This window comes from Bacillus sp. FSL K6-2839 (genome assembly GCF_038003365.1).
In the GTDB taxonomy this organism is placed as follows: Bacteria; Bacillota; Bacilli; order Bacillales; family Bacillaceae; genus Bacillus.
The window spans coordinates 1,633,903-1,655,581 of sequence record NZ_JBBOOZ010000001.1 but is presented as its reverse complement, the minus strand read 5'-3'; the positions used below and the strand labels follow the sequence as shown (position 1 = coordinate 1,655,581).

The window sequence follows — 21,679 nt, the reverse complement described above, 5'->3', positions numbered from 1 at the left end:
TCAAAGGACTCATAAAACTCACAGTACACTAAAGGTGAATAAAATGAATATTTTAAAGGGAGAGGGATTGCAATAATGAACATATTTAAATCTAGTGCAACATTCAGATATCAGTTGTTAAGTCGGTTAAAAAGTGACTGTGAATACTATTTAGGATACGGAAACAGAAATAAAAGATCGTTGTGGGCAGAAGATGAGAAAAGTCAAATTAAAACAATGAAAGAATTATGGGAAAGTTTTTCTACTGATGAAAAACCAGAATGGCTGACATGGGATAACATTCTGGAATATGAAAATAGAATGATTTCACATTCTTAACGAATGTGATAAACATCAGCTAAACATGGAATAAGAAAGAAATAGTTAAAAATAAAAAGTTGAGTGAGGCGTATTGTCCCTTTTCTTTTATAAGGAGGAACATGAAGTGTTTAAAGAGAATCCAGATTTTTATCCTACTCCAGCTAGTTTAATAAAGAAAATGAACAAAAAAATAGATTGGAAGAGTATTAAATCAGTATTAGAGCCTTCAGCGGGTTCGGGTAATTTAGTGGAAGCAATTCATAAACAATTTGATTACACAAAGGCTTACAGACGTAATTCAAAATATGACATCGATGTAATTGAACATGATGAGAATTTGCGCCACGTCTTAAAAGGGAAAAATTATAGAGTTATATCTGATGACTTTATATCGTTTAATACATACAAGAAATATGATCTTATATTTATGAATCCTCCTTTCAGTAATGGAGATAAACATTTGTTAAAGGCTATCGATTTAATTGAATCACAGAATAGAGCGGGTCAGATTGTTTGTTTATTAAACGCCGAAACTTTAAAAAATCCCTATTCTAATGACAGAAAACACCTGGTGAGAAAGTTGACTGACCTTGATTCAGATGTTGAGTTTTTAGAAGATGTCTTTGTTAATTCTGAAAGAAAGACAGGTGTAGAGACGGCTTTAGTTTATATAAAAATTGATAACGGGGAATATAACAGTGTTCTTTTAGATGAATTGCAAAGGGATGAAAGTCACAAACTTTCAAAGGATTATAAATCAACTCAATTAATTGATACTGATTACATAAAAGGCATTGTTGAGCAATTTAACTATGAGATTAAAGCAGGCTTGAAACTTATAAATGAATACAATAGCATGAAACCCTTAATCTTACATAGCTTTAAAGAAACTTCTAAACCGATACTAAAATTAGAATTGGATTCGTCTGCAAATAATTATACAGAAGATATGGAAAACGAATTTATTAAAAGTGTAAGGCAAAAGTATTGGAATACATTATTTAATAATGCTGAATTCATGAGTCTTTTTACAAGCAATCTAAAGCAAAAATATTTGCAGCATGTCGAGGAGTTAAAGGACTACGATTTCTCGTTATTCAACATATATACATTAAGAATACAAATGAGTAAAGAAATGATTCAGGGTGTAGAAGATACTATTTTGAATTTGTTTGAAGAATTTAGCCATAAACACTATTATGATAAGACATCAAAGAATGTTCATTTATATAATGGCTGGAAAACAAACAAGTCATATAAAATAAACAAAAAAGTCGTAATCCCTCTAAATGGTTATGGTACATGGGACGGTAATTATGATCCAACTTACTATACTGTTATGGATAAACTTAAAGACATTGAAAAGGTATTCAATTATCTAGACAATGGACTTACTGAAGATGTTAATATTGATGAAGTTTTAAAACTGTCTAAGCAGTATGGAGAAACGAAAAAAATTGATTTAAAGTATTTTCATTTAACGTTTTACAAAAAAGGGACATGCCATATTGAATTTAAAAATGATGAGATTTTAAAGAAGTTCAATATTTTCGGAAGTCAGAAAAAAGGGTGGCTGCCACCATCATACGGTAATACAGAGTATACTGAAATGAACGAAGAGGAAAAAGCGGTTATCAATGAATTCGAAGGTGAGAATGCATATGATAAGACGATGAAAAACAAAGCTTACTATCTGTTAGATGCATCAAAGGTTTTAAAGCTAGGAAATTAAGGTACAAATAACATATATTTTTTATTGACTAAAACACAAATAACATATATAATTAAGTTATAAGATACAACGGAAACGGTTTATAAAAATTCTAGCATTTTAAAAAAAGGGGATGTAAAGATTATGGAGCAAGTAATTAAAAGAATTTTAGATGCAGATGTTGATGGTTTAAAAGGAACGGTAAAATACTCAATAAATGAAATGTATGATGTAATTGACGAGGAAGGAGTCGGTGAAATCAATTTTAGACTTATTGATGAGTTCACAATGACATTTAAAGAGATTGGTGAAGAAGAAGAGCGGCAAGGGCATAGTATGAAAGAAGAAATCTACAAAGAATATGGAATAGTCGAATAAAATTCTAATTTTATACAAGGGCACTAAATAAACTGAATGGAGTTGATCTACATGACAGACAATCTAAAGGTATACGAGGACGCTAAAAAGCAGGCAAGTATGGAGGCATTAGGGATGGTTCTATACAATAGCTACTATGAAGATTTGCGCTATCCTGCAAAGGTTACACGCTCTTTTATAGACAGGTTATCTAAACGTGATTACTTGTCCCTTTTTCAAGGCTTTGTGAATAAGCGTGAAGAGCGCTATAACCACTCATTTGATTTATCAAGTCACATTGATACTTTCCTAGACATGTGCAACGAACTAAATGACTAAGAGGATGAATACACAAAGAAGATAAATATTATTGGGTAACTAATAGCAGAGCTTTTAATAAAGGAAGGAGGGTATATATGAGAAAACATGAGAGAGTAGCTGAAATGTCTGCGAATGCTCAGACAGCTCAATTGATCACAGTTACCGCAATGCTTGGACATATGATCGAAAAATCAAAATAAAATGTTTCTTTTATGCAGTTTATTAAACTAGGGGGACTGGCAATGATCAACGTTAATAGAGAATTAAAAGATTTTATAAGAATTCAAAGAGCTGTTATGAACATAAGTTCTTCTGACTTGTCTAGGACTTTAGGTAAGAACAGAGCTTATGTTAGTCAAATCGAGAATGGCTACAACAAAAAACCGGACTATTTAACAATGAAAAAAATGTTCGGACTTCTAGGGGTGCCAGAAGATGAAATCGAAATAACATTAGAACTATTCAATATTATCCCTACATTAGAAGAACAAAGGGAAATGAATTCAGAATTTGATTCAATTAAAGTTGAAAATAATATCTGTGAATCAGATAATGAATTAGAGACAGACCTAGAGAAGAAAATTAAAGCAATTGCTAAAATGTCTATAGCGTTAATAGACATTGACAAAAACGCAGCAGAAAAACTTTCTGAAGAGCTGGAGAGAGTTGCCCTGAGACATATAGCTGGTTTGCATAATCAAGATGCCGATTGATGAGGGGTGATAAAAATGACAACGATTGAATCTTTATTAAGGAACTCACCTTATATCAGAATTTTTTTAAAAAACTATAGGAAACAAAAAGAAGTTAACGCAAGAGATTTGTCTCGAGAATTAGGTAAAGGAGATGCATATATAAGTCAAATAGAAAGCGGTCGAATTAAGAACGTTGATGAAATCACCGCAAGGCGGCTTTTAAATAAAATTGGGACAAATCAAGAAGACATTGACAAGATTGTATATTTTTATTTCTACAAAGAACCTAGCCGTTTTAACAATGAATTTATGTATAAACATAGTCAAACTCAACTAAATTGTAAATCAGACCTTTCTGTTTCAGATAGCAGTTTTAATCAATGGCCAGATTTAACAAAGTATGAAAATCCAGAGGAGTATTTTAAAAAGGAAAAAGAGATACTGAAAAAATTAGATTTGGTTAATTTTGTTATCAAAAGGCTTATTAATGATGACATTGCGACTTCGGAAAAATTAGTAACAGATTTATGTTTGCAAGCAATCAATACGAGCTTACCTGTAATACAGCGAGAGCAGAAGGAACTCAATAAATTAATTGAATTATTAAAATGAGATACTTTGTGAGAGAATTAAATTAAATAAAACATGAGTTTTAAACGAATAAATAACATATATTATAAGGGGTGGAGGAATTGAAAGCAATCCAAGAGCGGTTATTAAAGAGGCGAGATGATTTAATCAATATAGCAGTATTTAGCGTTTTGGCCATTATGTTGCTTTGTGCGTTTGTTTATTCCGGATGAATTATAAAGAGGTGTAAGATATGCGAGATATAATTAAAAAAGAACTTTCAAAACCAAACATGCACAATATGTTCAAAGGTTGGGCAGATCAAGAGCAAATATTAGATGAACTTGAAGAAGGGTATAAAGACTTTGGTGGCTGCGTAGAGGAATACTTAAATAACAAATTAGATTATTGAGTTTCTGCATAAAAAGGGGAATGTCCTGTGCCAATTGGAAAACAATTAAAACAAAAATTAGCTATCACAAATGTTTTTGAGAAGAAACATAATGAATTCTTAAAAGGAATTGAAGAATTTAATGATAATAAGGAGCTCCAAATTGAATTTAAACGTGTACAGCTTGTTCTGAATCAAAAAAATAAAAATAACACATAAAATTCATTTACAAAAGAACAAATTACATATATAATAAAGGTAACGAGGACGATTAAATAACCGGAGGGAACATAAAAATGAACAAATTTATGATTCCATGTAGAAACTGCAAAGGAAAAGGCGAGCTTTCACATTTTAAACATGTTGAAGGCGGTAGGTGCTTCAAATGCAATGGTTCTTCACAAGAATGTGTAAATCGTGAAACGTACGAAAGTTATCAGCAGACCCTAAACAGAGCAGACAATGGCTACACATTATTTAACAATGGTCTTATAGAATATTACAAGAATAAGAAAGAGATTGAAGCAAAATACGGTGTATTTAAATGCTATGATTATGGGAATTGCAGTGTGCTTGCTTCATACAGGGATGATAATATCTTATATTTTGATATATCAAATGATGATGAACACAACAAAAAAGTGTTAGCAGAAATAAATAAAGAATTTAATTTTAGAAAGAGAAAAAAACTTTCAAATGAGATAAAGATGATAGAGGATACAGCGAAGAATACAAAAGATATAGAAACAAAAAGCATATTTGAAAATGTAATATTAGGCTTAAAAAAAGAATTAAATTTTCTCGAATCATGTGTTCAATAAAATGATGTTTTTAATAAGAAAGAGGAGCATATAAACAGCTCCCCTTTTCATATGATTTATTTATCAGATTCCAGTATGTTTTCACACAATTTACTTACGAGGTCATTAATTGAATTTCTTTTTTAATCCATCCATCATATCTGCAGCATAAAAAGATTGTAAGAGTTCATCTACATTGATTTTTTTATCCTTCTTGCTTAGAAATTGATTGATGATCTTTTCATATTCATCTCTAGTATTTCCTTCAATATCTGAAAGGTTTAATTCTTCACCAAAGTGTCTAATAAACGCTGTCCTTGTTATGTCATATGCCTTTTTGTTTTCTTCTTCACAGGTGCAAAATGCCCCTGAGAGAGTGATAAGGAATTGAACGTCTTCATCGTCTAAACCATTGGCTTTTTGGAACTGAATAAATTGATTTTGTGACATATATAGTCACCATCCTTTTATCTAAAGTATGAGTAAATCAGCAGTGAGAACAATGTATTCAACAACAAGTCCGATTGTATCAGCTACACCCGAATCTATATGTTTTTTAAGTTCTGCAGAAACAACTTTTCGAGCCCTACCAGCTGCATTTTTTGGAGTATCAATAATTTTTTCTAATTCTTTAATGATCTTGTTTGCATTTTTGACAGTACCATTTACAGCTTCCTTTCCAAAACGTTGCTGTAAAACCCATTTTGCCCAGTCGTTATTTACTAAGCCTTTAATTACTTTGATTGCTGCCTTAATAGCAGCACCCTTAGGGCCATTTGTAGTAGCAAGTGGATCATTGTAAGCATTCTCAATAGCTTTAAATGCTTGAAGCAAGGCTTCTTGTTTTTCTAAAGGTACATCTCTTAGAGCAAGTTGCTTCTGAAGTTCTGAAGGATTGTATGTTACTACCAAATCTTCTTTCTGTTCGATCTTTTCTGCTGCATGTGTAGCTGTAGTTGGAATAAATACTGCTGCTGATATGAGAACTAGCAACATCTTAACAAAAAACTTTTTCATTGGAATACTTCCTTTCTAATCATTTTTCAATAGTGAGGATATCACAAAATGGAATAAATTTTACATAAATTAGAAGAAATAGTATTTAATTCACACGCTTTTTGTCATTGTTTCATTCAATGTATTACTAATTTCCCGCACCTAAAAAGGGGGATATTTACACACAAAAACAACTTTAAACCTAACCCTACTGTTTTATGAGGTGCGAAATTGAATTTTAGGAATCTGAAGAGGAAAATAAAAGAAAATATTGGTGAGTAACGACCAGCTATATGCTAAAATAACACTTATATAGAGAGGTGTAGCAATGCGTTTAAATACAATTATTTTGGGTGGAGTATTTATAGAAGATTAAAAGAAAGACAAAAGTTTTTCGAATAAAATCATTCTTTTATACAGAAGGGAAGATGAAAAATGATTGAAATAAAAATGAAGATTCATAATGAATCAGATGAAACAGATGAATTAAAAATTGAAATTTTTAATGAAGAAAAAGAAATAAAAGAAATGGTTGATAAAATAAAAGATTTTTACGATAGAACGGTTGTATACACCGATGAAAAAGTTATTGCTATCATTAGACACAGCCGCCTCCACCCTAATGCGTTAGATGAACATATTGAAATAAGCGAGTATAATAAAGCAAATTTTATACGTTCCATATTCACACCTACACATACTTATGTTGTTTGCGCTGTACATGCGATGCAATGGTAAAACTCGTTAGCAGAAAAGCGTACAAAAGAACTTAATTGTAAACATTATGTCATCCACAATTCTAAAACATACAGAGAAAGTTTTGACAACACGTGTTTCATTGTGCAACAGAAATTAAGCGAAGATGATTTAATTTCTGTGGTTTATGAAACAATCACATTCACTACTTGAATTAGAATCAAACTAATGTAACTTGTTTTAGTTGAAGATACATGTTTTAGGAGATAAGTAAACAATTTAAATAAAAGAAGTATTTCATTTAGAAGGTGATGAAAAATGAATCTTGAAGCAATTAAAGTAGGAGGCTAATAGTATGGGAGGTGAGTTTATGGCTGATATTCGTCCAGGAGGATAAGAGTGGAGGAGGGATCAAACCCTCTTTTTCATTCCACATTTAGCACATTTGCGTATGAATTCTCCTTTGGATATTGTAGATTTGAATTGTGCAGTATCGCAATTGTCGCATCGACCACTATTCTTATCAGGATATTCTCGTATGTCGTAAATTTTATCTAGATCAATTTCTTTCAACATGATTTAATTTCTCCTTAGAGCAAGTATTTAAGTGTTTATTATAGTATATGATCAAACAAAATTAAACTCCTTATAATAAACAACAAATTACAAATATTTAGTTGACAACGAATTGAAATTATAGTAAATTTATTGTAGGGAGTGGGGTCATATGAATCTTAAAACATACATAAAAAATAAATGTGAGGCTGATTCTTCATTGGCTATGAAACTAGCTAAGATAGCGGGATATTCGGATAGGACTGGCCTTTACAAATTTTTAAATAGCTCTAATAAAGAGATGGATGATTTAAGCAATCTTATAAATTTAGTTAGAGAAGTTGATCAAGAAAGAGAAATTGAAATAATTAGCACCTATATCACAACACTCGACCCTAACAAGTCAGCTGCTAGACAAGCTGTAGAATACTTAGATGCTAATCAACTTGGTGATGAAACTGATGAACTGGTTGTCAAATTATGCAACGCTAGTAACGCATTAAGCAAAGAGTGGGGTAATGTATATCGCATACATAGAATGCTCACAAAAGGTGAAATTGATTTAACTTCTGCTATCAAAGAAACTGGCACTATAAAAATCAAGAGTGAAGAAATGTTTGTATTTGCAAGGATGATGACATTATATGAGTATCTCAACTCAGGTGAATTTGGTTTGATGAAGAGTACGTCAGCATATATCGATCTATCTAATTTAAAAAAGGGGTATGTTAAAGACTCTTTTAGTTCAAGGTATTTGTTGCTTATGGCCAACGTGTTTTTAAATGACAACAATTTAAAGCCTCTCAGAGACTACTGTGACCAAATTATAACTGAAGATGTTAAAGTGAATCGATTTCAAGTGTTTGCTCATCTTACTTGTGGCAATTCTTATATATTTGAGGATTATAAAAAAGCAAAAACATATTATATCAACGGTTTGAAATTCGCCAAAAATAGTTTTCATAAATATAAACTCACATCGGCATTGGCATTCTTAGAAAACATTTGGGAAGTAAAAGAAAATAAGTACCTCGAACAGGAACCGAAAAATGATTCTGATTTTATAGAACTTGCACATCACTTTATGCTTAATGATCAGACAGATAAAATGATGGATGTGTTCAATAAATTAGACTCAACTACTATGCATGACAATGATTTAGGGTTCCTCTACTACGTTAAAGGTATATTTTATAAAGACAAAGGCTGTTTCTTGAAATCAGTTAAACATTTCAAGAAATCAGATGATAAATATTTTGTTAAGCTGCCTTTAATTAAATTAAAGAAAATGGGCATAGAAAATGAAATTTTAGAACTTTTAGCTATTTGAGTTTTAAGCTTGAAAGGAGGTGAGATATATGAAGAAATTAGTTATGGTTTTAGTTTTAGTTGCAGCAGTAGCAGGCGTATTTTCTGGTACACAGCAATCAATTGCTATGGATGCTGAGAAAGTGTCAACATCATCTGCTTCTAGAGGAGCTTAGTAATCGTTCGTTCAGACTCAAGGGATAGAAATATCCCCTTTTTCTTGAAATTTTAAGAATGACAATATATAATCTAATGAATAATAGTTGTACATAATATGACGTATAACCCTTTGGGGGTTTGCGTCATTTTGTATTTTTAAGACAATATGCCAATTTTTCCGAAATTGAATAATGATCTTACAAAAGCACATTGAAAATGTGCTATTTGTCGTGAAAAAAGCTTTACATATAAGTTTTTATCCATTAAACTATAAATAAGACATACGGAAATATGTAATTTAGGAGGAGAACTATGTTAGCTGCTAGAAAAGATAATGTTATAAATTTCAATAAAACTGTTTATGCTCGTAAGATAGATGAATTCGGGGGAGAATGGTTTAATCACCAAGAAAACAAAAATAACATAGATAAAGAAATCAAAAAAGAACAAATTAGAAAGTCGATGATTTCTGGATACATGAAATTATTGAATAGTTAGGAGGTAAGGCCAGTGATTGCATCACCAGAAAAAAGCTGTGCGGACATTGAGTATCAATACGAAATAATCAACAGCTTAAAAGAAGAACTTGCATATTTGCGCAGCCTAAGTTTATCAATTAATTCACCAGTTGATCTATATAAGGTTAAACAAGCTGTATTTGAGTATTTAAAACAAATAGATGAGTTTTCTTTTAATCAAACCGTATTGACAAACACTTACACTGGAGATCTTCTCACAGCCTACCGTAAGAGAATGGAATTCATAAATGAACTTCGCAAATCTGTTGAGTATGAATTTGAATATTTTATCACTACATAAAATTAACACCAATGGCCAGGGCATCTAAGATACATATGCATTCGAAGGAGATGTGCCAGTGCCTAATAACTTACTAAATATTATAGAACAATCGAACAAAACTATAGATAGTGTAGCTACTGAATCAGGTATTTCAGTGAAAAGACTAGAACAAATTATATCTAATCCTGAAGAGGCTAGGTTAATTGAAATGGCAAAAATAGCGATTGTTCTTAACTCAACAATTGAAGAATTAATGTGAAGGAGGGAGAAAAATGAATTCGAAAGCAGTTCCATTAAAGGAATACACTGTATACAACGATATCATGTCCTATTTAAAAAAGATTGATGATGAGGGTTCAGTAGGGAATATTGATGTTTTTTCTAAAACACAACGAAGACATAAATTGTTTGAGACAAATACAGCAGTTAATTATTACGGTGATATTAAACAATTCTTTGGCTTTCTTAAACCCACTATAGGAATAGAGTTTTTAACACCAAAAGATATTAAAATTACAACAATTGATTTAATAAATTTTAGAAAGTATTTGAAAGAAGAGGGTTTAAAGAATTCAACAATTAATCGTAAAGTAATTTCAGTAAAAGGTTTATACAAATTTCTTAAGACAATTGTTACTTATTCTGCCTTAATTGATTTAAGTCAATTTGGATCAACAAGGAAGCTAAAGGAAATATCCAAAAGTTATGGAAAAACCACACAAACCGAAGCAGAAAGAATTGCTGAAAACATGTTATTAGAACGGGAAAATGGTTTAAAGAAAAAGCTGCTTACTAAATTTTTAATTCGTACTTCATTTAGAATTGAGTATGCACTTACTGTTAGATGGATGGACATTAAGAAAGTTGATGGTGAATTTTATAAAGTAGAAGCCTTGAATAAAGGCTCATATGTAGTATCAACAGGCCTTCATGAAAATTTTTTAAAAGAGTTGCGACAATTAAGAAAACAAAACAGTATGGATGATGATGAAATATTTGATGGATTGACATCAAGATCTTACAGAGAATCGTTCAACAGAGCTTTGGATAGATTAGGTATACCTTTATCAAGAAACCTTAAACCTCACTCTTTAAAGGGAGTTGGGATTGATATAGCTTATGAAGAGTCTGGCAATGATATACGAGTTGCTATGACTCAAGGGAATCATAAAGATCCAAAAACTCCATTGAGATATTTAACTAAAAACGAGAGTATCGAAAATTCTGCGGGTATATTGATGGATAAAGACGTAGATTTCTCATTAATTGAGAGTGCTTCAAAAGAGGATTTTGTCAATTTTTTTAGAAAAGCAGATAGGGGAACTATGCAAAAGTTCCTAGAATTTGTGAGGTAAGTTTACATTTAGATTAATTTTTTGACTATAAATTGATTTAATATCATTTGTTTGTTATTTTTGTTTTAGAAGAGGTGTGTATTAAATGAACCTGGTTATTTTCGATAATGAAAAAGACGCTTTATTAAATGAAACTATAGAAATGCTATTGCAAAAAAATAAGCACGATAAACATTTTAGAGAGAGCCTGCAAAATATTCTCTCTCACAAAGGTGTTTCACCAGGTGAAACAATGAATCTTATTATTAGGTTTGGTAGGCAGGAAGTGCTTCGAAAAGAAGAAAAATACCTTTTAGCTTCAGGTATATATGAAGTGACTAAAGATGAAAAGATTAATCCAGTTAATTATTTCCCAGAAAGAATAATACAAGAAATTGAAACAACTTGGGAAGGCTTTTCGCAAAATAATAATGAGATTAGTTTCCCTATAACCTTTGAAGATGTTACGAAAGTTGATGACAATAATTTTACTTTCTTACTTAAAAGAAGTGAAATAGCAAAAATGTATGAGAATCATTTGCTTCAATATAACCCTAGAACTCAGAGAACTAGTGAGACCAAGAATTTTGAATTCTTAGGTGGTGAAATACCTATTCCTGAGCTTAACCAAGAAGCGGTAGAGCAGATTGCTCAAAAAGCAATTGATGGTACATTAATAAGTTCAACATTAATATTTAATGCAAGATTTGGCTCATCGTCTGAGGGTATCGAGATCTCTTATGATCCAAATGAAAGAAGTTTGACGGTGATGACAGATACTCTGGTTGATGTAATTGATGGTTATCATCGTATTGTTGGTATTTCTAAAGCAGCAAGGTCTGGCAGCTTTGATGATAAATTAATGAAAGTGGACTTTTACAACGTAACTCAAAAAGTTGCTAGGCAGTTATTTGGGCAGCATAATACAATGACTCCAGTTAGACTATCGAAACTAAAAGAAATGAACGAAGAAAATCCTGTGAACAAAGTTGTTACTCATATTAGAGACAACAGTGTACTTGGTCAAAGAATAAGTTTAGATCATGATGTGATTGCAACTCAATCAGATTATTTATATTCCTTAAATGATGTAGTAAGTGCAATAGAGGCAACAAAATTCCCTAAGTTGCTGAAAGATCAAATAGCTGTAAGGAAAATTGGTGTCTTTTTGGTTGAATTCTTTGATGAATTAACTGAGCTGTATTACGAAGAATTTCTAGGAGACAAATTTGAGCAAGCCAAAAAAACTATTGTGATAAATAAAAACATTTTGGTTGGGTTCATGGAAATAGCATATTTTATGTACACTTCTGGTATTAGTGCATCAATGGCGCAACAAATAATTAAAAAAATGAGACTTAGCTTTATTAGAAGTAATCCTGAGTTAAAAGAACACAAAATTTTAAATAAAAAGAATGAAGTAACTCACAGTAAAAATCATGTTATTAAATATTTTCAATACAAATTGAACGAAGTAGAAGGTGTATAGCTTTGTATAACGAGGAGTTTAAGAAAACTTATTTAGATACATTAAGTAGTGATAGTCAACTAAAGCAAGCCTCCCTTTTATTTAGTCATTCACAAAAAGAAGAAAAAATAAGGGGTAAAGACTTATTTGATTTCACAACAGTTGAAATTTTGAATGTGCTAAGAGCAATGTATTCAACTTCTCTTGCATCTTTGGAAACATTCTTATACACCATGATAACTTATATAGATTGGTCAATTGCAAACGGTGTTACAAAGGGGAGTAATAATTTAGCTAGGTCGATAAAAACCAATGATCTATTGTCATGTATAGATTTATCATTAAAACTATATATAACTAAAAACGAATTGGAAAAAATGTGCAAAGAATTAATTAATGCCCAAGATAGAGCCTTGTTTAGATTGCTTTTTGAGGGCATATTAGGTTATGAGGCAAGTGAAATGACCAGTCTTACAAGAAGTGATATAGAAAAAGCGTTAAATAATAATAATATGCTAACTGTACATGATTCAAAATTTGGAGAAAGAACAATAAAAGTAGAGAAAGCAACCTTGCAAGACTGTCTTGAAGCAAACCTTGAAACAGAATATAGACCATTGAATGGGAAACCAGGGCTAAGAAAGCCATCATTGAGTTTAGTTGATAATGAATATGTAATAAAAACAAAACAGACTAATGCGATTGGGCAAGGGCAAGCTTCGAGAACTGTAGTAAGCTCTACTTTCAGAAACCTTAAAGAAATTTTTGGTTTTTCATTTTTGAGACCTATAGGTATAGTTAAGTCAGGGCTTCTATATGAGGGCTATAAGCTAATATTAAAAGGGGAAGAGTTGGACAGAAAAGCACTTAATGAAATATATGAAGATAGGAAAGTCCAAACAACTGATTTAAATCAAAAAATCATCTCAGATCGAAGAGAATTCATGAATGAGGAAACCATAAGAAAATATTACGCAGTTGAACTTAAAGAAGTAGGCAAATCTATATGATTTGTCTTCTTTTTATGAAAAATTCTAAATAATTTCCCTATTCGACAAAAAAAGACAAAATATTGTGTATACAACCTGTTATGCTTATAGTAGTATAGTCTTATCAGTGAATTCACTGATAATAGAGGTGCACTGAGACGTTAGTCTCAGTTAATCAATGCCTAACCCTAAACTCAAACAAATCGTCAATCCTGCATCCTAAAGCCATAGCAATTTTAGCTGCTGTTTTAATACGGATGTCTACAGGCTGGTTGATTATTTGAAAGATGGTTTGTGGTGTCAGGCCTGCGGCACGTGCCAAGTCAGCCTGAGTCCAATTCTTCTCTTTCAGGAGTTTAGGAATATGGCATTGCCCGATCTCTACATTTAACATCGGACAACCTCCAGTTTTGTTGTTAAAATGTACAAGCTCTATTACATATCATACCAATCTAAGTGAAATAAAAAAAGAAAAAAATAATGTAGCTAATATTAGAGCTAAGATGTATAATTAGAACAAGAAATAGAACACACGTTCCTTTTTATGTTGCAGGATACTAATCAGATAGGGAGACATGAGCATGGAAAAGTTTAGAGCCTGCTTCGTTATAAGCGCTGACACATTTATAGATATTGAAGATGTTGAAAATGCTGAGGCTGCGTATAAAAAAGCGGATTTGGTTATTACACCTTATGAATTAACAACAGATATCATATTAAAAATTGGTGATAGGGAAATAAAATTAGAGGCTGGATGTCTGGATATAACATTAGAGAACGTTGAAGAAATAGATTAAACCTAAAATAATATAAATCCTACATCACAGAATGAAAACAACATGCGGATTGGAAAGAAGATAGCTAATATGGCAAATGTCATTATAAAAAGGGAAGACTACCAGGATATTAATCTAAGACTCACAATGGAAAAACTAAGTGACATGGATTTCGCCTTCGAGCTTGTGTTTTCGGGGAAAAAGAATACTATTGCAATAACAATGAATCCCTCAGACTTGATCCAACTGAGGGATAAAATTAATGAAACAATTTTTAAGCTGTCATAAGAGCAAATAATGCTCTTATTTTTATGTAAATAAATAAAAGGAAAATAACAAATATCTATTGACAAGGAAAGGCAGAGTATCGTAACATTAAAATACAAATAACATATAAAGCCGAGAAAGGAGTTCTGTTTGGAAATATTAGAATCAAAGTTGGAAAAGATTGAGGGTTCCATTTCTAATTTCAAAAGAAACTTGGAAAAAGGTAAGACTGAAGCTATTGGAGATATTCACTCAATAATTGAGTATGGATATGAATTGCTCTACATATATGAAGTAGCAACTAAAGAAGATAAAATGTAAGTTTTATTTAGACTTTAGGAGGTGAAGGCTATATCGTAAATGATCAAGCATATGAAATTAAAAATACAAATTACAATTATAATGTAGATTCAATGATGAAAATGTTCATTATCATAAATAATGCTGTTGAAAGTAGGGATACATTGATTAAGTCAATTAGATTTATTGATGAGAGCATCTCATACTCCATTGGGGATAGTGTAGAGGGCTTCTTGGGAGCTAAGGTGTATTCAATCTATGATTATCGAGAAGAGCCAGAGAAAGCGTTCTGGATTCATTTAGATAGCGGTGATCATTTCTTTGTAAATAAGGGGAAAGTAATTGTTGAACATTATGAAGGAGGAGAGTATATCGACTAAGACATTTGAGTTATCAGAGATGCAACAAGAAGCTGTAAGAATTATTGAAGATTGGTTTCAAAATTCAAAAAAGAAATCATTTTTCCTGGCGGGGTATGCTGGGACTGGAAAAACAACGTTGGTTGAATACATAATTGAAAAATTACAAATTAAAGATAAAGAAGTTGCTTTTGCGTGTTATACAGGTAAAGCGTCATTGGTGGTAACAAGAAAAGCAAATGGAAAGTATACAGCAAGTACAATACATAAACTTATTTACAACGTGAGAACAGACAGAAATGGTGATATTCATTCAGAAAAGAAATCAAAGGATGAACTTTCTCATCTTAAATTGATTGTGATTGATGAAGCATCAATGGTGGATGGCCAAATAATGAAAGATCTTAAATCATTTGGAATCAAAATTCTTTTCATAGGAGACACGGGACAACTTCCTCCAGTGTCACAAAAAGGAATTGAAGACTTCATGTCTATGTTCAACAATCCAGATTTCACTCTTACAGAGATTCATAGACAAGCAGCTGAAAATCCGATTATTAAATTGTCGATGCTGGCAAGAACAAAGCAAAATATTGCACCTGGTACATATGGAGAAAACAAAGAAGTTGTCGTCATTGATAAAGGGACGTGGGAAGCTCATAAAAGCAGATTATATAAAACTGCTGATCAAATCATTTGTGGATATAATAAAACAAGGTCATATATCAATGATGAAATTAGAGAGTTGCTAGGTTTTGTATCTAAATACCCTATGGTGGGGGACAAGATGATTTGCTTGAAAAATGATTGGGAGAAAGCTGTGAGTGACTACGCATTAGTGAATGGAATGACTGGCTATGTTGATAAGGTGTATGAGGAAGATGAGATTCAGAAAGAACTAAAGCACGAATCAACGGCTATTGATTTCAGGCCAGATTTCACTGAGGAGTGTTTTAAAGAGCTCTATATTCCAAATGAATCATTAACCAATCCGACATTCAAAATGCTTCCTTGGGAAGAGTCAGATTACAATCGTTTTGATTTTGGATACGCAATCACTTGTCACAAATCTCAAGGATCTCAGTGGGACAATGTTGTTGTAATAAATGAAGTATTAAATCATGAAACACATCATAGATGGCTTTACACAGCTATAACTAGAGCAGCTGAAAGACTTATACTTGTTGTTTAATTCAGGAGGAGAGAGCTATGGAAAAAGTAATTGTATATACTGATGGCGGTTGTAGAGGGAATCAAAATGAAACAAATGTTGGCGGATGGGGAGCAGTCTTATCATATAAAGGGAAAGAGATTGAATTGAAAGGCGGTAAGTTAAACACAACAAACAATGTGATGGAACTAACAGGCGTAATTGAAGCTTTAAAGCATATAAAGACAAATAACATACATATTGAAGTTTATGCTGACTCCGCATATGTGGTTAACGGCATGAACAGTTGGATGAAGAATTGGATTAAAAATAATTGGCGTAAATCAAACAAGAAGCCAGTCGAAAACAAAGAGCTTTGGATGGAATTAAACGATCTTGTTAAAAATCAAGTCTCAGTTACCTTTTTAAAAGTTAAGGGGCACAGTGGAGATGAAGGAAACGAAAAGGCAGATGAGTTGGCCAACAAAGCAATGGATGAGCTTGAATAGTAAATAAAAAATGATCTTTCACAAAAAACAGAGGAGATGTGGTTGTGGCAAACAGGATATATGTTATAAGAATCGATGTTGCGTATGCAGGTGAATTTATTGTTATTCCACACATTAACAAAAAAAGTGCCCTAGTAGATTTCTACGATCGAATCAAATGGTGGGAAGATGCATTAAAAGTATCCTCTAAAACACTATCTAAAACAGATACAGAAATTGAAGTAGATGTTAGAGATCCTATAAGCGAAGAAGGTGCAAGTCTCTATTTCAATGCAGTCGAATCTGCAGAAGAGTTGGTTTTGTAACAAAATAAAAGATGCATTTCATATTGATTTATAGGGGGAGTTTACGGAAATGAGAACATTAGTGCTAACAAGAGGATGTCCAGGTGTAGGGAAATCAACTTGGATTAAGGAAGCAGGACTCGAACAGTATACATTATCTGCGGACAACATAAGACTGCTGTTTCAGTCTCCTGTGTTAAATACACAAGGGAAATATGAAATTTCACCCAAGCATGATAATAAGGTTTGGGACACACTTTTTACATTATTAGAAGACAGAATGCAGCGAGGGGAATTCACAATCATTGATGCGACACACTCTAAGCAAAGCATGATCTCAAGATATAGACCTTTAGCTCAAAAATATAAATATCGTGTATATGTTTTGGATTTTTCAGATGTGGAGATTGAAAGAATTCTAAAAAGAAATAAAATGCGGCCTGAGCACAAACATGTTCCTGAAAGCAGCATATTAAATATCTATGAAAGAATGACAACTGAAAAAATACCTTCTTGGGTAAAAGTATTAAAGCCTGATGAATTTGAATCTGTAATGAAGTATGAGCCAAAGTCTTATGATGAATATTCAAAGATTCATATTTTTGGAGATATTCACGGTTGTAACAGCGTTCTTCAGAAATACTTAGCAGGTGACTTAAAAGAAGACGAATTGTATATATTTGTAGGAGATCTTATCGACAGAGGAATAGAGAACGCTGAGTTGCTAGAGTTCATGTTTTCAATCAAAGATCAAAGAAATGTGATTATCTTAGAGGGGAATCACGATAGATACATAAACATGTATGGCAATGATGAAGAAACGCCAAGCAGCACATTTAATAACAAAACAAAGCCAGAGCTTGATCAATCAAGTGTTGATAAGAAAGATATGAGACAGCTTGCCAGAAAGCTTCATCAATTGGCTTACTTCACATATAATTGTAAGAAATATATTGTGACTCACGGTGGGATCTCTACATTACCAGAGAATCTTCTGATGACAGCAACAACACAATTTATCAATGGGGTTGGAGATTATTCAGATGATATTGATTATGAATTCTCCAAAAATACTGAAGGCCAAGACATTGTGCAGATACATGGCCACAGAAACATGTACCGATTGCCTATTTTGGCTGCTGACAGATCATATAATCTAGAAGGGCAAGTTGAAAGAGGCGGACATCTTAGAGTAGTTACACTGTCTGAGAGTGGAATCGAAACACATGAAGTTAAAAACGATGTTTATAAGCACGAGACTTCTAAAAATGAAACTGATAACACTTTTTTAGAATCAATTGGTGACTTGATTGAGCACCTACGTAATCATGAGTATATTCAAGAGACTAAATTGCCAGACAGTATTTCTTCATTCAACTTTACAAAACAAGCGTTTAGAAAGAAGAAATGGGATGAAACAAATGTTAAGGCAAGAGGATTGTTTATCAATACTGAAAGCAATGAAATTGTAAGTAGAAGTTATGATAAGTTCTTTAACATCGGTGAAAGAACAGAGACAAGAATGCATCATCTTGTTGATACATTGAAATTTCCTGTAACAGTTTATGATAAAGCAAACGGATACTTAGGTACTGTAGGGTATGATTCTTTATCTAATCAATTAGTATTCACATCCAAGTCATTTACGTCAAAATTATCAAATGATCACGCAAAATGGGTAGAAGAATTATTCTATAAAACATTTAACCAAAATCAAGTAAAGCTGATTGAAGAATATTTGAAAGTAAACAAGGCATCACTTGTATTTGAAGTAATACTTCCAGAAAAAGATCCTCATATTATTGAATACAAGGAAGACAAATTAGTTCTGTTAGACATTGTTTACCGACAAATGAAATATGAAAAAGCTCCATATTCGGAAGTGGAAACTGTAGCAAAGATGTTATTAATTGAGTGTAAAAGACAGGTGTCTGTGTTTGACAACTGGACTGACTTTTATCGATGGTATTTGAATGTCTCTGTCGATTATTCAATAGAAGAGGAAGGCTATGTCATTGAAGATGCTGCAGGATTCATGACAAAATTAAAACTTCCTTATTATAATTTTTGGAAACAAATGAGAGGTTTAAAGCATAAGATTAGCAACAAACATGAACACACAATCAACACTGGGAGCTTGTACACTCCAATGCATAATAGATTCTTCGCATGGGCTAAAACAAAGGATAGAAGATATTTAAGATCAACATCTATTATCAAATTGAGAAATGAGTATGAAGCGGAGACTGTTCAACTTCAATGAAAACAAACTTCGAATAAAAAGACTGTTTTAAAAGAAAGGGGTTGGTAAATTGGCTATTGATTTTAAAAAGTTTTCTGATCCAGAGTGGATAAAGCAGCAAAAGGAAAAAAGAGAAGAAGAAAGACGACTTTTTGAAGAAAGTGAACAAATTAGACATAGAACAGTGTGTTTTACTGGCCATCGTCCACAAAAATTAGGTGGATATGATATGAAGAATCCAACAATGCTGAAGTTAAAAGAAAAACTTCTCGAAGTGATTGAAATATTGATTGAAGAAAATGAAAGCGAACGATTTATCACAGGTGGTGCTTTAGGTGCCGATACTGCAGCATTCTGGTGCGTACATATTATGAAAGAGAAGTATCCTCATATCCAGAATATTGTTGCGGTGCCATTTGAAAATCAAGATAAGAAATGGTCTTCAGAGCAACAGGCCTGGTACAGAAAGATGCTTGATAAAGCAGATGGAGTAATCATGGTTGATGAAATTGAAAAATACAAAGACAATGCAGTTCCAATTGGAGAATACTCAGTCGAAAAGCTAAGTAGGAGAAATGAGTATATGGTGGATCACAGTAAAAACATTGTAGCCATCTATGATGGAAGTAAGAGCGGTACATCAAACTGCCTGTACTATGCTCGAAATAGATATCTAGGCCACACTATATGGAGACTGTTTCCACAATATGATTTTGAATTAGAAGTTTACTATACACCTAGCTAGGAGGTGAGTGCTGTGAAAAGTAAATTTGAACGAATGAAAGAAGAAATGGAAGAAGTCAATGAGGTTTATTATAAAATCTACATTTCTGATAAACCCAAGTATTCAGTTGTTACATTGCAGTGGTTTGATGAATTGGATTATCGAGACTCAGACTTCTTGGCTTATGAGAGTGGGTGCCATTTAAAATTTGAAAATGAAGAGGAAGCCTTACAATGGCTTTTCCTGAATGTGCCTAACGAGTTAATTGATTTAACGTAAATTTGAGAGTAGTGCTATTCAACAAAATGCGAGGTGGATTATCTGAAACTAATAGAAGAGAAAAGCTATGAAGAAAGAGTGTACATATATTCTAGTGATATCGAAGCGTGGAAACATTTTGAAAGTGAGTTAGAATCAACGGGCTGGTCGATAGTCAACATATGGGTTGGGATTGATCTTAATCAAATAAAACAATTTTATAGATATAAGAGGAATTTAACTTAAAAGGATTATTTCAAAGGAATTGGGAGGAACAGTATGAAAACAGTTGTTACAAATTTAATGGTTAGAGATATTATACTAGATATTATCGATGAAAAAACATCGATTAGAACTCCAGAGGAGCTAGCGGATTTTCTTTTGAAGCATAAAAACAATGAAACAATTTTCGTTGAAGGATGGGAAAGTAAAGCTGATTTAGAGCCGTTTGATGATTCTGAGTGAGGTGATTAATAAAGGTGATTAAAATAATAAATTACATATATTATGTATGTGAGATTGCTAAGTTCAATCTTATCTGGTATAAGATGCACCATAAGGCAGACATAAGCATTTTTGAGAACTGCAGCTGGAAGTCGTATATAGCCCACAAAGAATATAAGAAGGATGGTGAAAGGCATGGACTCAGTAATCTTTAAGAAAGACATTGCTTTTGCAGACGATTCGAACAACCCAGTGTTTAAAAAGAACAAGGAATACGAAATCCTAAACGAAGATAAAAAATTCATTTATGTTGGTTATAAACCAAACTCAAATGAGTGCTCACAGATACCAAAGACTGATGAAGGGGAATTGTTTGAATATAAATAACATACTACTAGAGGGAGACAATACATATGAGCAATATGAAGAAATTGATTAAAGAAAACGTAAAATTGAAAATGAAGCTGGCAGCTAATGAAGAGGCCATTCTTAAAGAGAAAGAAGAAATGAGAAATAACAAATTGATTAAAATCATGATGAATGATAGACACTCTGGTTTATCAGTTTAGATAAAATCGTGATTTTAAAAAGAAAGAGGGGCAATGAAATGAGTAAAAATAATGAATTGTGGATGTTATATGAATATGAGCTGGGTCTTATTGGGGTTTATGAGGATGAGGACGAAGCGAATTTAGCATACGAGCAAACCAAAGATAATCTTAATGAGGACACTCAGATCAATGGAAATGATATTCATGGCGATGAAAGGGTAATCTTAGCCAAAGTTAAAAAAGATTATCGTTCGTTTGTTACCGAAGAGTTTGAAATGAAAGAAAATGATAATGGTATTGAAGAAAAAACAGACACCAAATTATGGGGTTTCAAAGAAGATACATACAAATAATTACAAGAAGG

36 protein-coding genes are annotated in these 21,679 nt (G+C 32.3%); 32 read left to right on the top strand and 4 right to left on the bottom strand.

What is annotated here, in order from left to right; all coding sequences use genetic code 11:
- Positions 1–75: 75 nt before the first annotated feature.
- The 9 genes from MHH26_RS08295 to MHH26_RS08255 all read left to right on the top strand — a co-directional run bounded on the left by MHH26_RS08295 (position 76) and on the right by MHH26_RS08255 (position 5,166).
- Positions 76–318, top strand: coding sequence for an LPD11 domain-containing protein (locus tag MHH26_RS08295; RefSeq protein WP_340973076.1), 243 nt, complete (start codon positions 76–78; stop codon positions 316–318).
- Positions 319–424: 106 nt separating this feature from the next.
- Positions 425–2,032, top strand: coding sequence for a DUF4942 domain-containing protein (locus tag MHH26_RS08290; RefSeq protein ID WP_340973075.1), 1,608 nt, complete (start codon positions 425–427; stop codon positions 2,030–2,032).
- A 123-nt stretch (positions 2,033–2,155) separates the two neighbouring features.
- Positions 2,156–2,389, top strand: coding sequence for a hypothetical protein (locus tag MHH26_RS08285; RefSeq protein ID WP_340973073.1), 234 nt, complete (start codon positions 2,156–2,158; stop codon positions 2,387–2,389).
- A 51-nt stretch (positions 2,390–2,440) separates the two neighbouring features.
- Positions 2,441–2,707, top strand: a complete 267-nt coding sequence (locus MHH26_RS08280) for a hypothetical protein (protein WP_340973072.1) — start codon at positions 2,441–2,443, stop codon at positions 2,705–2,707.
- 224 nt (positions 2,708–2,931) lie between these two features.
- Positions 2,932–3,402, top strand: a complete 471-nt coding sequence (locus MHH26_RS08275; RefSeq protein WP_309217646.1) for a helix-turn-helix domain-containing protein — start codon at positions 2,932–2,934, stop codon at positions 3,400–3,402.
- A 15-nt stretch (positions 3,403–3,417) separates the two neighbouring features.
- Positions 3,418–3,996, top strand: a complete 579-nt coding sequence (locus MHH26_RS08270) for a helix-turn-helix domain-containing protein (protein WP_340973069.1) — start codon at positions 3,418–3,420, stop codon at positions 3,994–3,996.
- 211 nt (positions 3,997–4,207) lie between these two features.
- Entirely contained in the window at positions 4,208–4,366 is a 159-nt protein-coding gene (locus MHH26_RS08265; protein WP_340973067.1) for a hypothetical protein, read from the top strand.
- 27 nt (positions 4,367–4,393) lie between these two features.
- A complete protein-coding gene (locus MHH26_RS08260) occupies positions 4,394–4,564 on the top strand; it encodes a hypothetical protein (RefSeq protein WP_340973065.1) in 171 nt (56 codons plus the stop codon).
- Between the two features lie 77 nt (positions 4,565–4,641).
- Positions 4,642–5,166 (top strand): hypothetical protein, encoded by a 525-nt coding sequence (locus MHH26_RS08255; RefSeq protein ID WP_340973064.1) that lies wholly within the window; start codon positions 4,642–4,644, stop codon positions 5,164–5,166.
- A 105-nt stretch (positions 5,167–5,271) separates the two neighbouring features.
- Here MHH26_RS08255 and MHH26_RS08250 read toward each other — a convergent pair whose 3' ends face one another.
- Complete coding sequence (locus MHH26_RS08250; protein ID WP_340911491.1) at positions 5,272–5,595, bottom strand: hypothetical protein; 324 nt, start codon at positions 5,593–5,595, stop codon at positions 5,272–5,274.
- Between the two features lie 21 nt (positions 5,596–5,616).
- Positions 5,617–6,162, bottom strand: a complete 546-nt coding sequence (locus tag MHH26_RS08245; protein ID WP_340973063.1) for a hypothetical protein — start codon at positions 6,160–6,162, stop codon at positions 5,617–5,619.
- A gap of 414 nt (positions 6,163–6,576) precedes the next feature.
- On the opposite strand from MHH26_RS08245, the gene MHH26_RS08240 reads away from it, so the two are divergent.
- Entirely contained in the window at positions 6,577–6,879 is a 303-nt protein-coding gene (locus MHH26_RS08240; protein ID WP_340973062.1) for a hypothetical protein, read from the top strand.
- A gap of 369 nt (positions 6,880–7,248) precedes the next feature.
- Here MHH26_RS08240 and MHH26_RS19235 read toward each other — a convergent pair whose 3' ends face one another.
- Positions 7,249–7,413, bottom strand: a complete 165-nt coding sequence (locus MHH26_RS19235; RefSeq protein WP_189288404.1) for a hypothetical protein — start codon at positions 7,411–7,413, stop codon at positions 7,249–7,251.
- Between the two features lie 151 nt (positions 7,414–7,564).
- Between MHH26_RS19235 and MHH26_RS08235 the strand changes: the two genes are divergently transcribed.
- The 8 genes from MHH26_RS08235 to MHH26_RS08200 all read left to right on the top strand — a co-directional run bounded on the left by MHH26_RS08235 (position 7,565) and on the right by MHH26_RS08200 (position 13,472).
- Positions 7,565–8,722, top strand: coding sequence for an AimR family lysis-lysogeny pheromone receptor (locus MHH26_RS08235; protein WP_340973060.1), 1,158 nt, complete (start codon positions 7,565–7,567; stop codon positions 8,720–8,722).
- Between the two features lie 28 nt (positions 8,723–8,750).
- Positions 8,751–8,876, top strand: coding sequence for a hypothetical protein (locus tag MHH26_RS08230; RefSeq protein WP_340973058.1), 126 nt, complete (start codon positions 8,751–8,753; stop codon positions 8,874–8,876).
- A gap of 295 nt (positions 8,877–9,171) precedes the next feature.
- The gene (locus MHH26_RS08225) at positions 9,172–9,357 is read left to right on the top strand and encodes a hypothetical protein (protein WP_144626302.1); all 186 of its coding nucleotides are present in this window, start codon (positions 9,172–9,174) and stop codon (positions 9,355–9,357) included.
- A 12-nt stretch (positions 9,358–9,369) separates the two neighbouring features.
- On the top strand, positions 9,370–9,678 hold the full coding sequence (locus MHH26_RS08220; RefSeq protein WP_340973056.1) for a hypothetical protein: 309 nt from the start codon (positions 9,370–9,372) through the stop codon (positions 9,676–9,678).
- Between the two features lie 58 nt (positions 9,679–9,736).
- Positions 9,737–9,919: a helix-turn-helix domain-containing protein gene (locus MHH26_RS08215; RefSeq protein ID WP_144498264.1), complete on the top strand. Its 183-nt coding sequence runs from the start codon at positions 9,737–9,739 to the stop codon at positions 9,917–9,919.
- Between the two features lie 13 nt (positions 9,920–9,932).
- The gene (locus MHH26_RS08210) at positions 9,933–11,015 is read left to right on the top strand and encodes a tyrosine-type recombinase/integrase (protein ID WP_340973055.1); all 1,083 of its coding nucleotides are present in this window, start codon (positions 9,933–9,935) and stop codon (positions 11,013–11,015) included.
- An 85-nt stretch (positions 11,016–11,100) separates the two neighbouring features.
- Complete coding sequence (locus MHH26_RS08205; protein ID WP_340973053.1) at positions 11,101–12,483, top strand: DNA sulfur modification protein DndB; 1,383 nt, start codon at positions 11,101–11,103, stop codon at positions 12,481–12,483.
- Between the two features lie 2 nt (positions 12,484–12,485).
- Positions 12,486–13,472 carry a phage lytic cycle repressor MrpR family protein gene (locus tag MHH26_RS08200; RefSeq protein ID WP_340973052.1) on the top strand — a complete coding sequence of 329 codons (987 nt, stop codon included), beginning with the start codon at positions 12,486–12,488 and terminating at the stop codon, positions 13,470–13,472.
- Between the two features lie 154 nt (positions 13,473–13,626).
- Here the strand turns inward: MHH26_RS08200 and MHH26_RS08195 are convergent, their stop codons facing one another.
- Positions 13,627–13,845 (bottom strand): helix-turn-helix transcriptional regulator, encoded by a 219-nt coding sequence (locus MHH26_RS08195; protein ID WP_340973051.1) that lies wholly within the window; start codon positions 13,843–13,845, stop codon positions 13,627–13,629.
- 187 nt (positions 13,846–14,032) lie between these two features.
- Between MHH26_RS08195 and MHH26_RS08190 the strand changes: the two genes are divergently transcribed.
- The 14 genes from MHH26_RS08190 to MHH26_RS08125 all read left to right on the top strand — a co-directional run bounded on the left by MHH26_RS08190 (position 14,033) and on the right by MHH26_RS08125 (position 21,668).
- Complete coding sequence (locus tag MHH26_RS08190; protein WP_340973050.1) at positions 14,033–14,248, top strand: hypothetical protein; 216 nt, start codon at positions 14,033–14,035, stop codon at positions 14,246–14,248.
- 396 nt (positions 14,249–14,644) lie between these two features.
- Positions 14,645–14,815: a hypothetical protein gene (locus MHH26_RS08185; RefSeq protein ID WP_340973049.1), complete on the top strand. Its 171-nt coding sequence runs from the start codon at positions 14,645–14,647 to the stop codon at positions 14,813–14,815.
- Between the two features lie 95 nt (positions 14,816–14,910).
- Entirely contained in the window at positions 14,911–15,174 is a 264-nt protein-coding gene (locus MHH26_RS08180; protein ID WP_340973048.1) for a hypothetical protein, read from the top strand.
- A complete protein-coding gene (locus MHH26_RS08175) occupies positions 15,149–16,345 on the top strand; it encodes an ATP-dependent DNA helicase (protein WP_340973806.1) in 1,197 nt (398 codons plus the stop codon). The genes MHH26_RS08180 and MHH26_RS08175 overlap by 26 nt, the downstream gene beginning before the upstream one ends.
- Positions 16,346–16,362: 17 nt before the next feature.
- Positions 16,363–16,812 carry a ribonuclease HI gene (gene rnhA, locus MHH26_RS08170; RefSeq protein ID WP_340973046.1) on the top strand — a complete coding sequence of 150 codons (450 nt, stop codon included), beginning with the start codon at positions 16,363–16,365 and terminating at the stop codon, positions 16,810–16,812.
- A gap of 44 nt (positions 16,813–16,856) precedes the next feature.
- Complete coding sequence (locus MHH26_RS08165) at positions 16,857–17,117, top strand: hypothetical protein (protein ID WP_340973044.1); 261 nt, start codon at positions 16,857–16,859, stop codon at positions 17,115–17,117.
- A gap of 49 nt (positions 17,118–17,166) precedes the next feature.
- Positions 17,167–19,359: an RNA ligase gene (locus tag MHH26_RS08160; RefSeq protein WP_340973042.1), complete on the top strand. Its 2,193-nt coding sequence runs from the start codon at positions 17,167–17,169 to the stop codon at positions 19,357–19,359.
- 49 nt (positions 19,360–19,408) lie between these two features.
- On the top strand, positions 19,409–20,083 hold the full coding sequence (locus tag MHH26_RS08155) for an SLOG family protein (protein ID WP_340973041.1): 675 nt from the start codon (positions 19,409–19,411) through the stop codon (positions 20,081–20,083).
- Between the two features lie 12 nt (positions 20,084–20,095).
- Positions 20,096–20,341 (top strand): hypothetical protein, encoded by a 246-nt coding sequence (locus MHH26_RS08150; protein WP_340973040.1) that lies wholly within the window; start codon positions 20,096–20,098, stop codon positions 20,339–20,341.
- Positions 20,342–20,383: 42 nt separating this feature from the next.
- Positions 20,384–20,566, top strand: coding sequence for a hypothetical protein (locus MHH26_RS08145; protein WP_340973805.1), 183 nt, complete (start codon positions 20,384–20,386; stop codon positions 20,564–20,566).
- A 33-nt stretch (positions 20,567–20,599) separates the two neighbouring features.
- Complete coding sequence (locus MHH26_RS08140; protein WP_340973039.1) at positions 20,600–20,785, top strand: hypothetical protein; 186 nt, start codon at positions 20,600–20,602, stop codon at positions 20,783–20,785.
- Between the two features lie 174 nt (positions 20,786–20,959).
- A complete protein-coding gene (locus MHH26_RS08135; protein ID WP_340973038.1) occupies positions 20,960–21,151 on the top strand; it encodes a hypothetical protein in 192 nt (63 codons plus the stop codon).
- Positions 21,152–21,177: 26 nt separating this feature from the next.
- On the top strand, positions 21,178–21,333 hold the full coding sequence (locus MHH26_RS08130; protein ID WP_189288410.1) for a hypothetical protein: 156 nt from the start codon (positions 21,178–21,180) through the stop codon (positions 21,331–21,333).
- A gap of 38 nt (positions 21,334–21,371) precedes the next feature.
- Positions 21,372–21,668 carry a hypothetical protein gene (locus MHH26_RS08125; protein ID WP_340973037.1) on the top strand — a complete coding sequence of 99 codons (297 nt, stop codon included), beginning with the start codon at positions 21,372–21,374 and terminating at the stop codon, positions 21,666–21,668.
- Positions 21,669–21,679 lie beyond the last annotated feature (11 nt).

Bases quoted from the DNA above. Each gene is read 5' to 3' on its own strand.
- MHH26_RS08295 (WP_340973076.1), top strand. From the start codon at position 76: ATGAACATATTTAAATCTAGTGCAACATTCAGATATCAGTTGTTAAGT.
- MHH26_RS08285 (WP_340973073.1), top strand. From the start codon at position 2,156: ATGGAGCAAGTAATTAAAAGAATTTTAGATGCAGATGTTGATGGTTTA.
- MHH26_RS08280 (WP_340973072.1), top strand. From the start codon at position 2,441: ATGACAGACAATCTAAAGGTATACGAGGACGCTAAAAAGCAGGCAAGT.
- MHH26_RS08275 (WP_309217646.1), top strand. From the start codon at position 2,932: ATGATCAACGTTAATAGAGAATTAAAAGATTTTATAAGAATTCAAAGA.
- MHH26_RS08270 (WP_340973069.1), top strand. From the start codon at position 3,418: ATGACAACGATTGAATCTTTATTAAGGAACTCACCTTATATCAGAATT.
- MHH26_RS08265 (WP_340973067.1), top strand. From the start codon at position 4,208: ATGCGAGATATAATTAAAAAAGAACTTTCAAAACCAAACATGCACAAT.
- MHH26_RS08255 (WP_340973064.1), top strand. From the start codon at position 4,642: ATGAACAAATTTATGATTCCATGTAGAAACTGCAAAGGAAAAGGCGAG.
- MHH26_RS08250 (WP_340911491.1), bottom strand. From the start codon at position 5,595: ATGTCACAAAATCAATTTATTCAGTTCCAAAAAGCCAATGGTTTAGAC.
- MHH26_RS08245 (WP_340973063.1), bottom strand. From the start codon at position 6,162: ATGAAAAAGTTTTTTGTTAAGATGTTGCTAGTTCTCATATCAGCAGCA.
- MHH26_RS08240 (WP_340973062.1), top strand. From the start codon at position 6,577: ATGATTGAAATAAAAATGAAGATTCATAATGAATCAGATGAAACAGAT.
- MHH26_RS19235 (WP_189288404.1), bottom strand. From the start codon at position 7,413: ATGTTGAAAGAAATTGATCTAGATAAAATTTACGACATACGAGAATAT.
- MHH26_RS08235 (WP_340973060.1), top strand. From the start codon at position 7,565: ATGAATCTTAAAACATACATAAAAAATAAATGTGAGGCTGATTCTTCA.
- MHH26_RS08230 (WP_340973058.1), top strand. From the start codon at position 8,751: ATGAAGAAATTAGTTATGGTTTTAGTTTTAGTTGCAGCAGTAGCAGGC.
- MHH26_RS08225 (WP_144626302.1), top strand. From the start codon at position 9,172: ATGTTAGCTGCTAGAAAAGATAATGTTATAAATTTCAATAAAACTGTT.
- MHH26_RS08210 (WP_340973055.1), top strand. From the start codon at position 9,933: ATGAATTCGAAAGCAGTTCCATTAAAGGAATACACTGTATACAACGAT.
- MHH26_RS08205 (WP_340973053.1), top strand. From the start codon at position 11,101: ATGAACCTGGTTATTTTCGATAATGAAAAAGACGCTTTATTAAATGAA.
- MHH26_RS08195 (WP_340973051.1), bottom strand. From the start codon at position 13,845: ATGTTAAATGTAGAGATCGGGCAATGCCATATTCCTAAACTCCTGAAA.
- MHH26_RS08190 (WP_340973050.1), top strand. From the start codon at position 14,033: ATGGAAAAGTTTAGAGCCTGCTTCGTTATAAGCGCTGACACATTTATA.
- MHH26_RS08180 (WP_340973048.1), top strand. From the start codon at position 14,911: ATGAAAATGTTCATTATCATAAATAATGCTGTTGAAAGTAGGGATACA.
- MHH26_RS08175 (WP_340973806.1), top strand. From the start codon at position 15,149: ATGAAGGAGGAGAGTATATCGACTAAGACATTTGAGTTATCAGAGATG.
- rnhA (WP_340973046.1), top strand. From the start codon at position 16,363: ATGGAAAAAGTAATTGTATATACTGATGGCGGTTGTAGAGGGAATCAA.
- MHH26_RS08160 (WP_340973042.1), top strand. From the start codon at position 17,167: ATGAGAACATTAGTGCTAACAAGAGGATGTCCAGGTGTAGGGAAATCA.
- MHH26_RS08140 (WP_340973039.1), top strand. From the start codon at position 20,600: ATGAAAACAGTTGTTACAAATTTAATGGTTAGAGATATTATACTAGAT.
- MHH26_RS08135 (WP_340973038.1), top strand. From the start codon at position 20,960: ATGGACTCAGTAATCTTTAAGAAAGACATTGCTTTTGCAGACGATTCG.
- MHH26_RS08130 (WP_189288410.1), top strand. From the start codon at position 21,178: ATGAGCAATATGAAGAAATTGATTAAAGAAAACGTAAAATTGAAAATG.
- MHH26_RS08125 (WP_340973037.1), top strand. From the start codon at position 21,372: ATGAGTAAAAATAATGAATTGTGGATGTTATATGAATATGAGCTGGGT.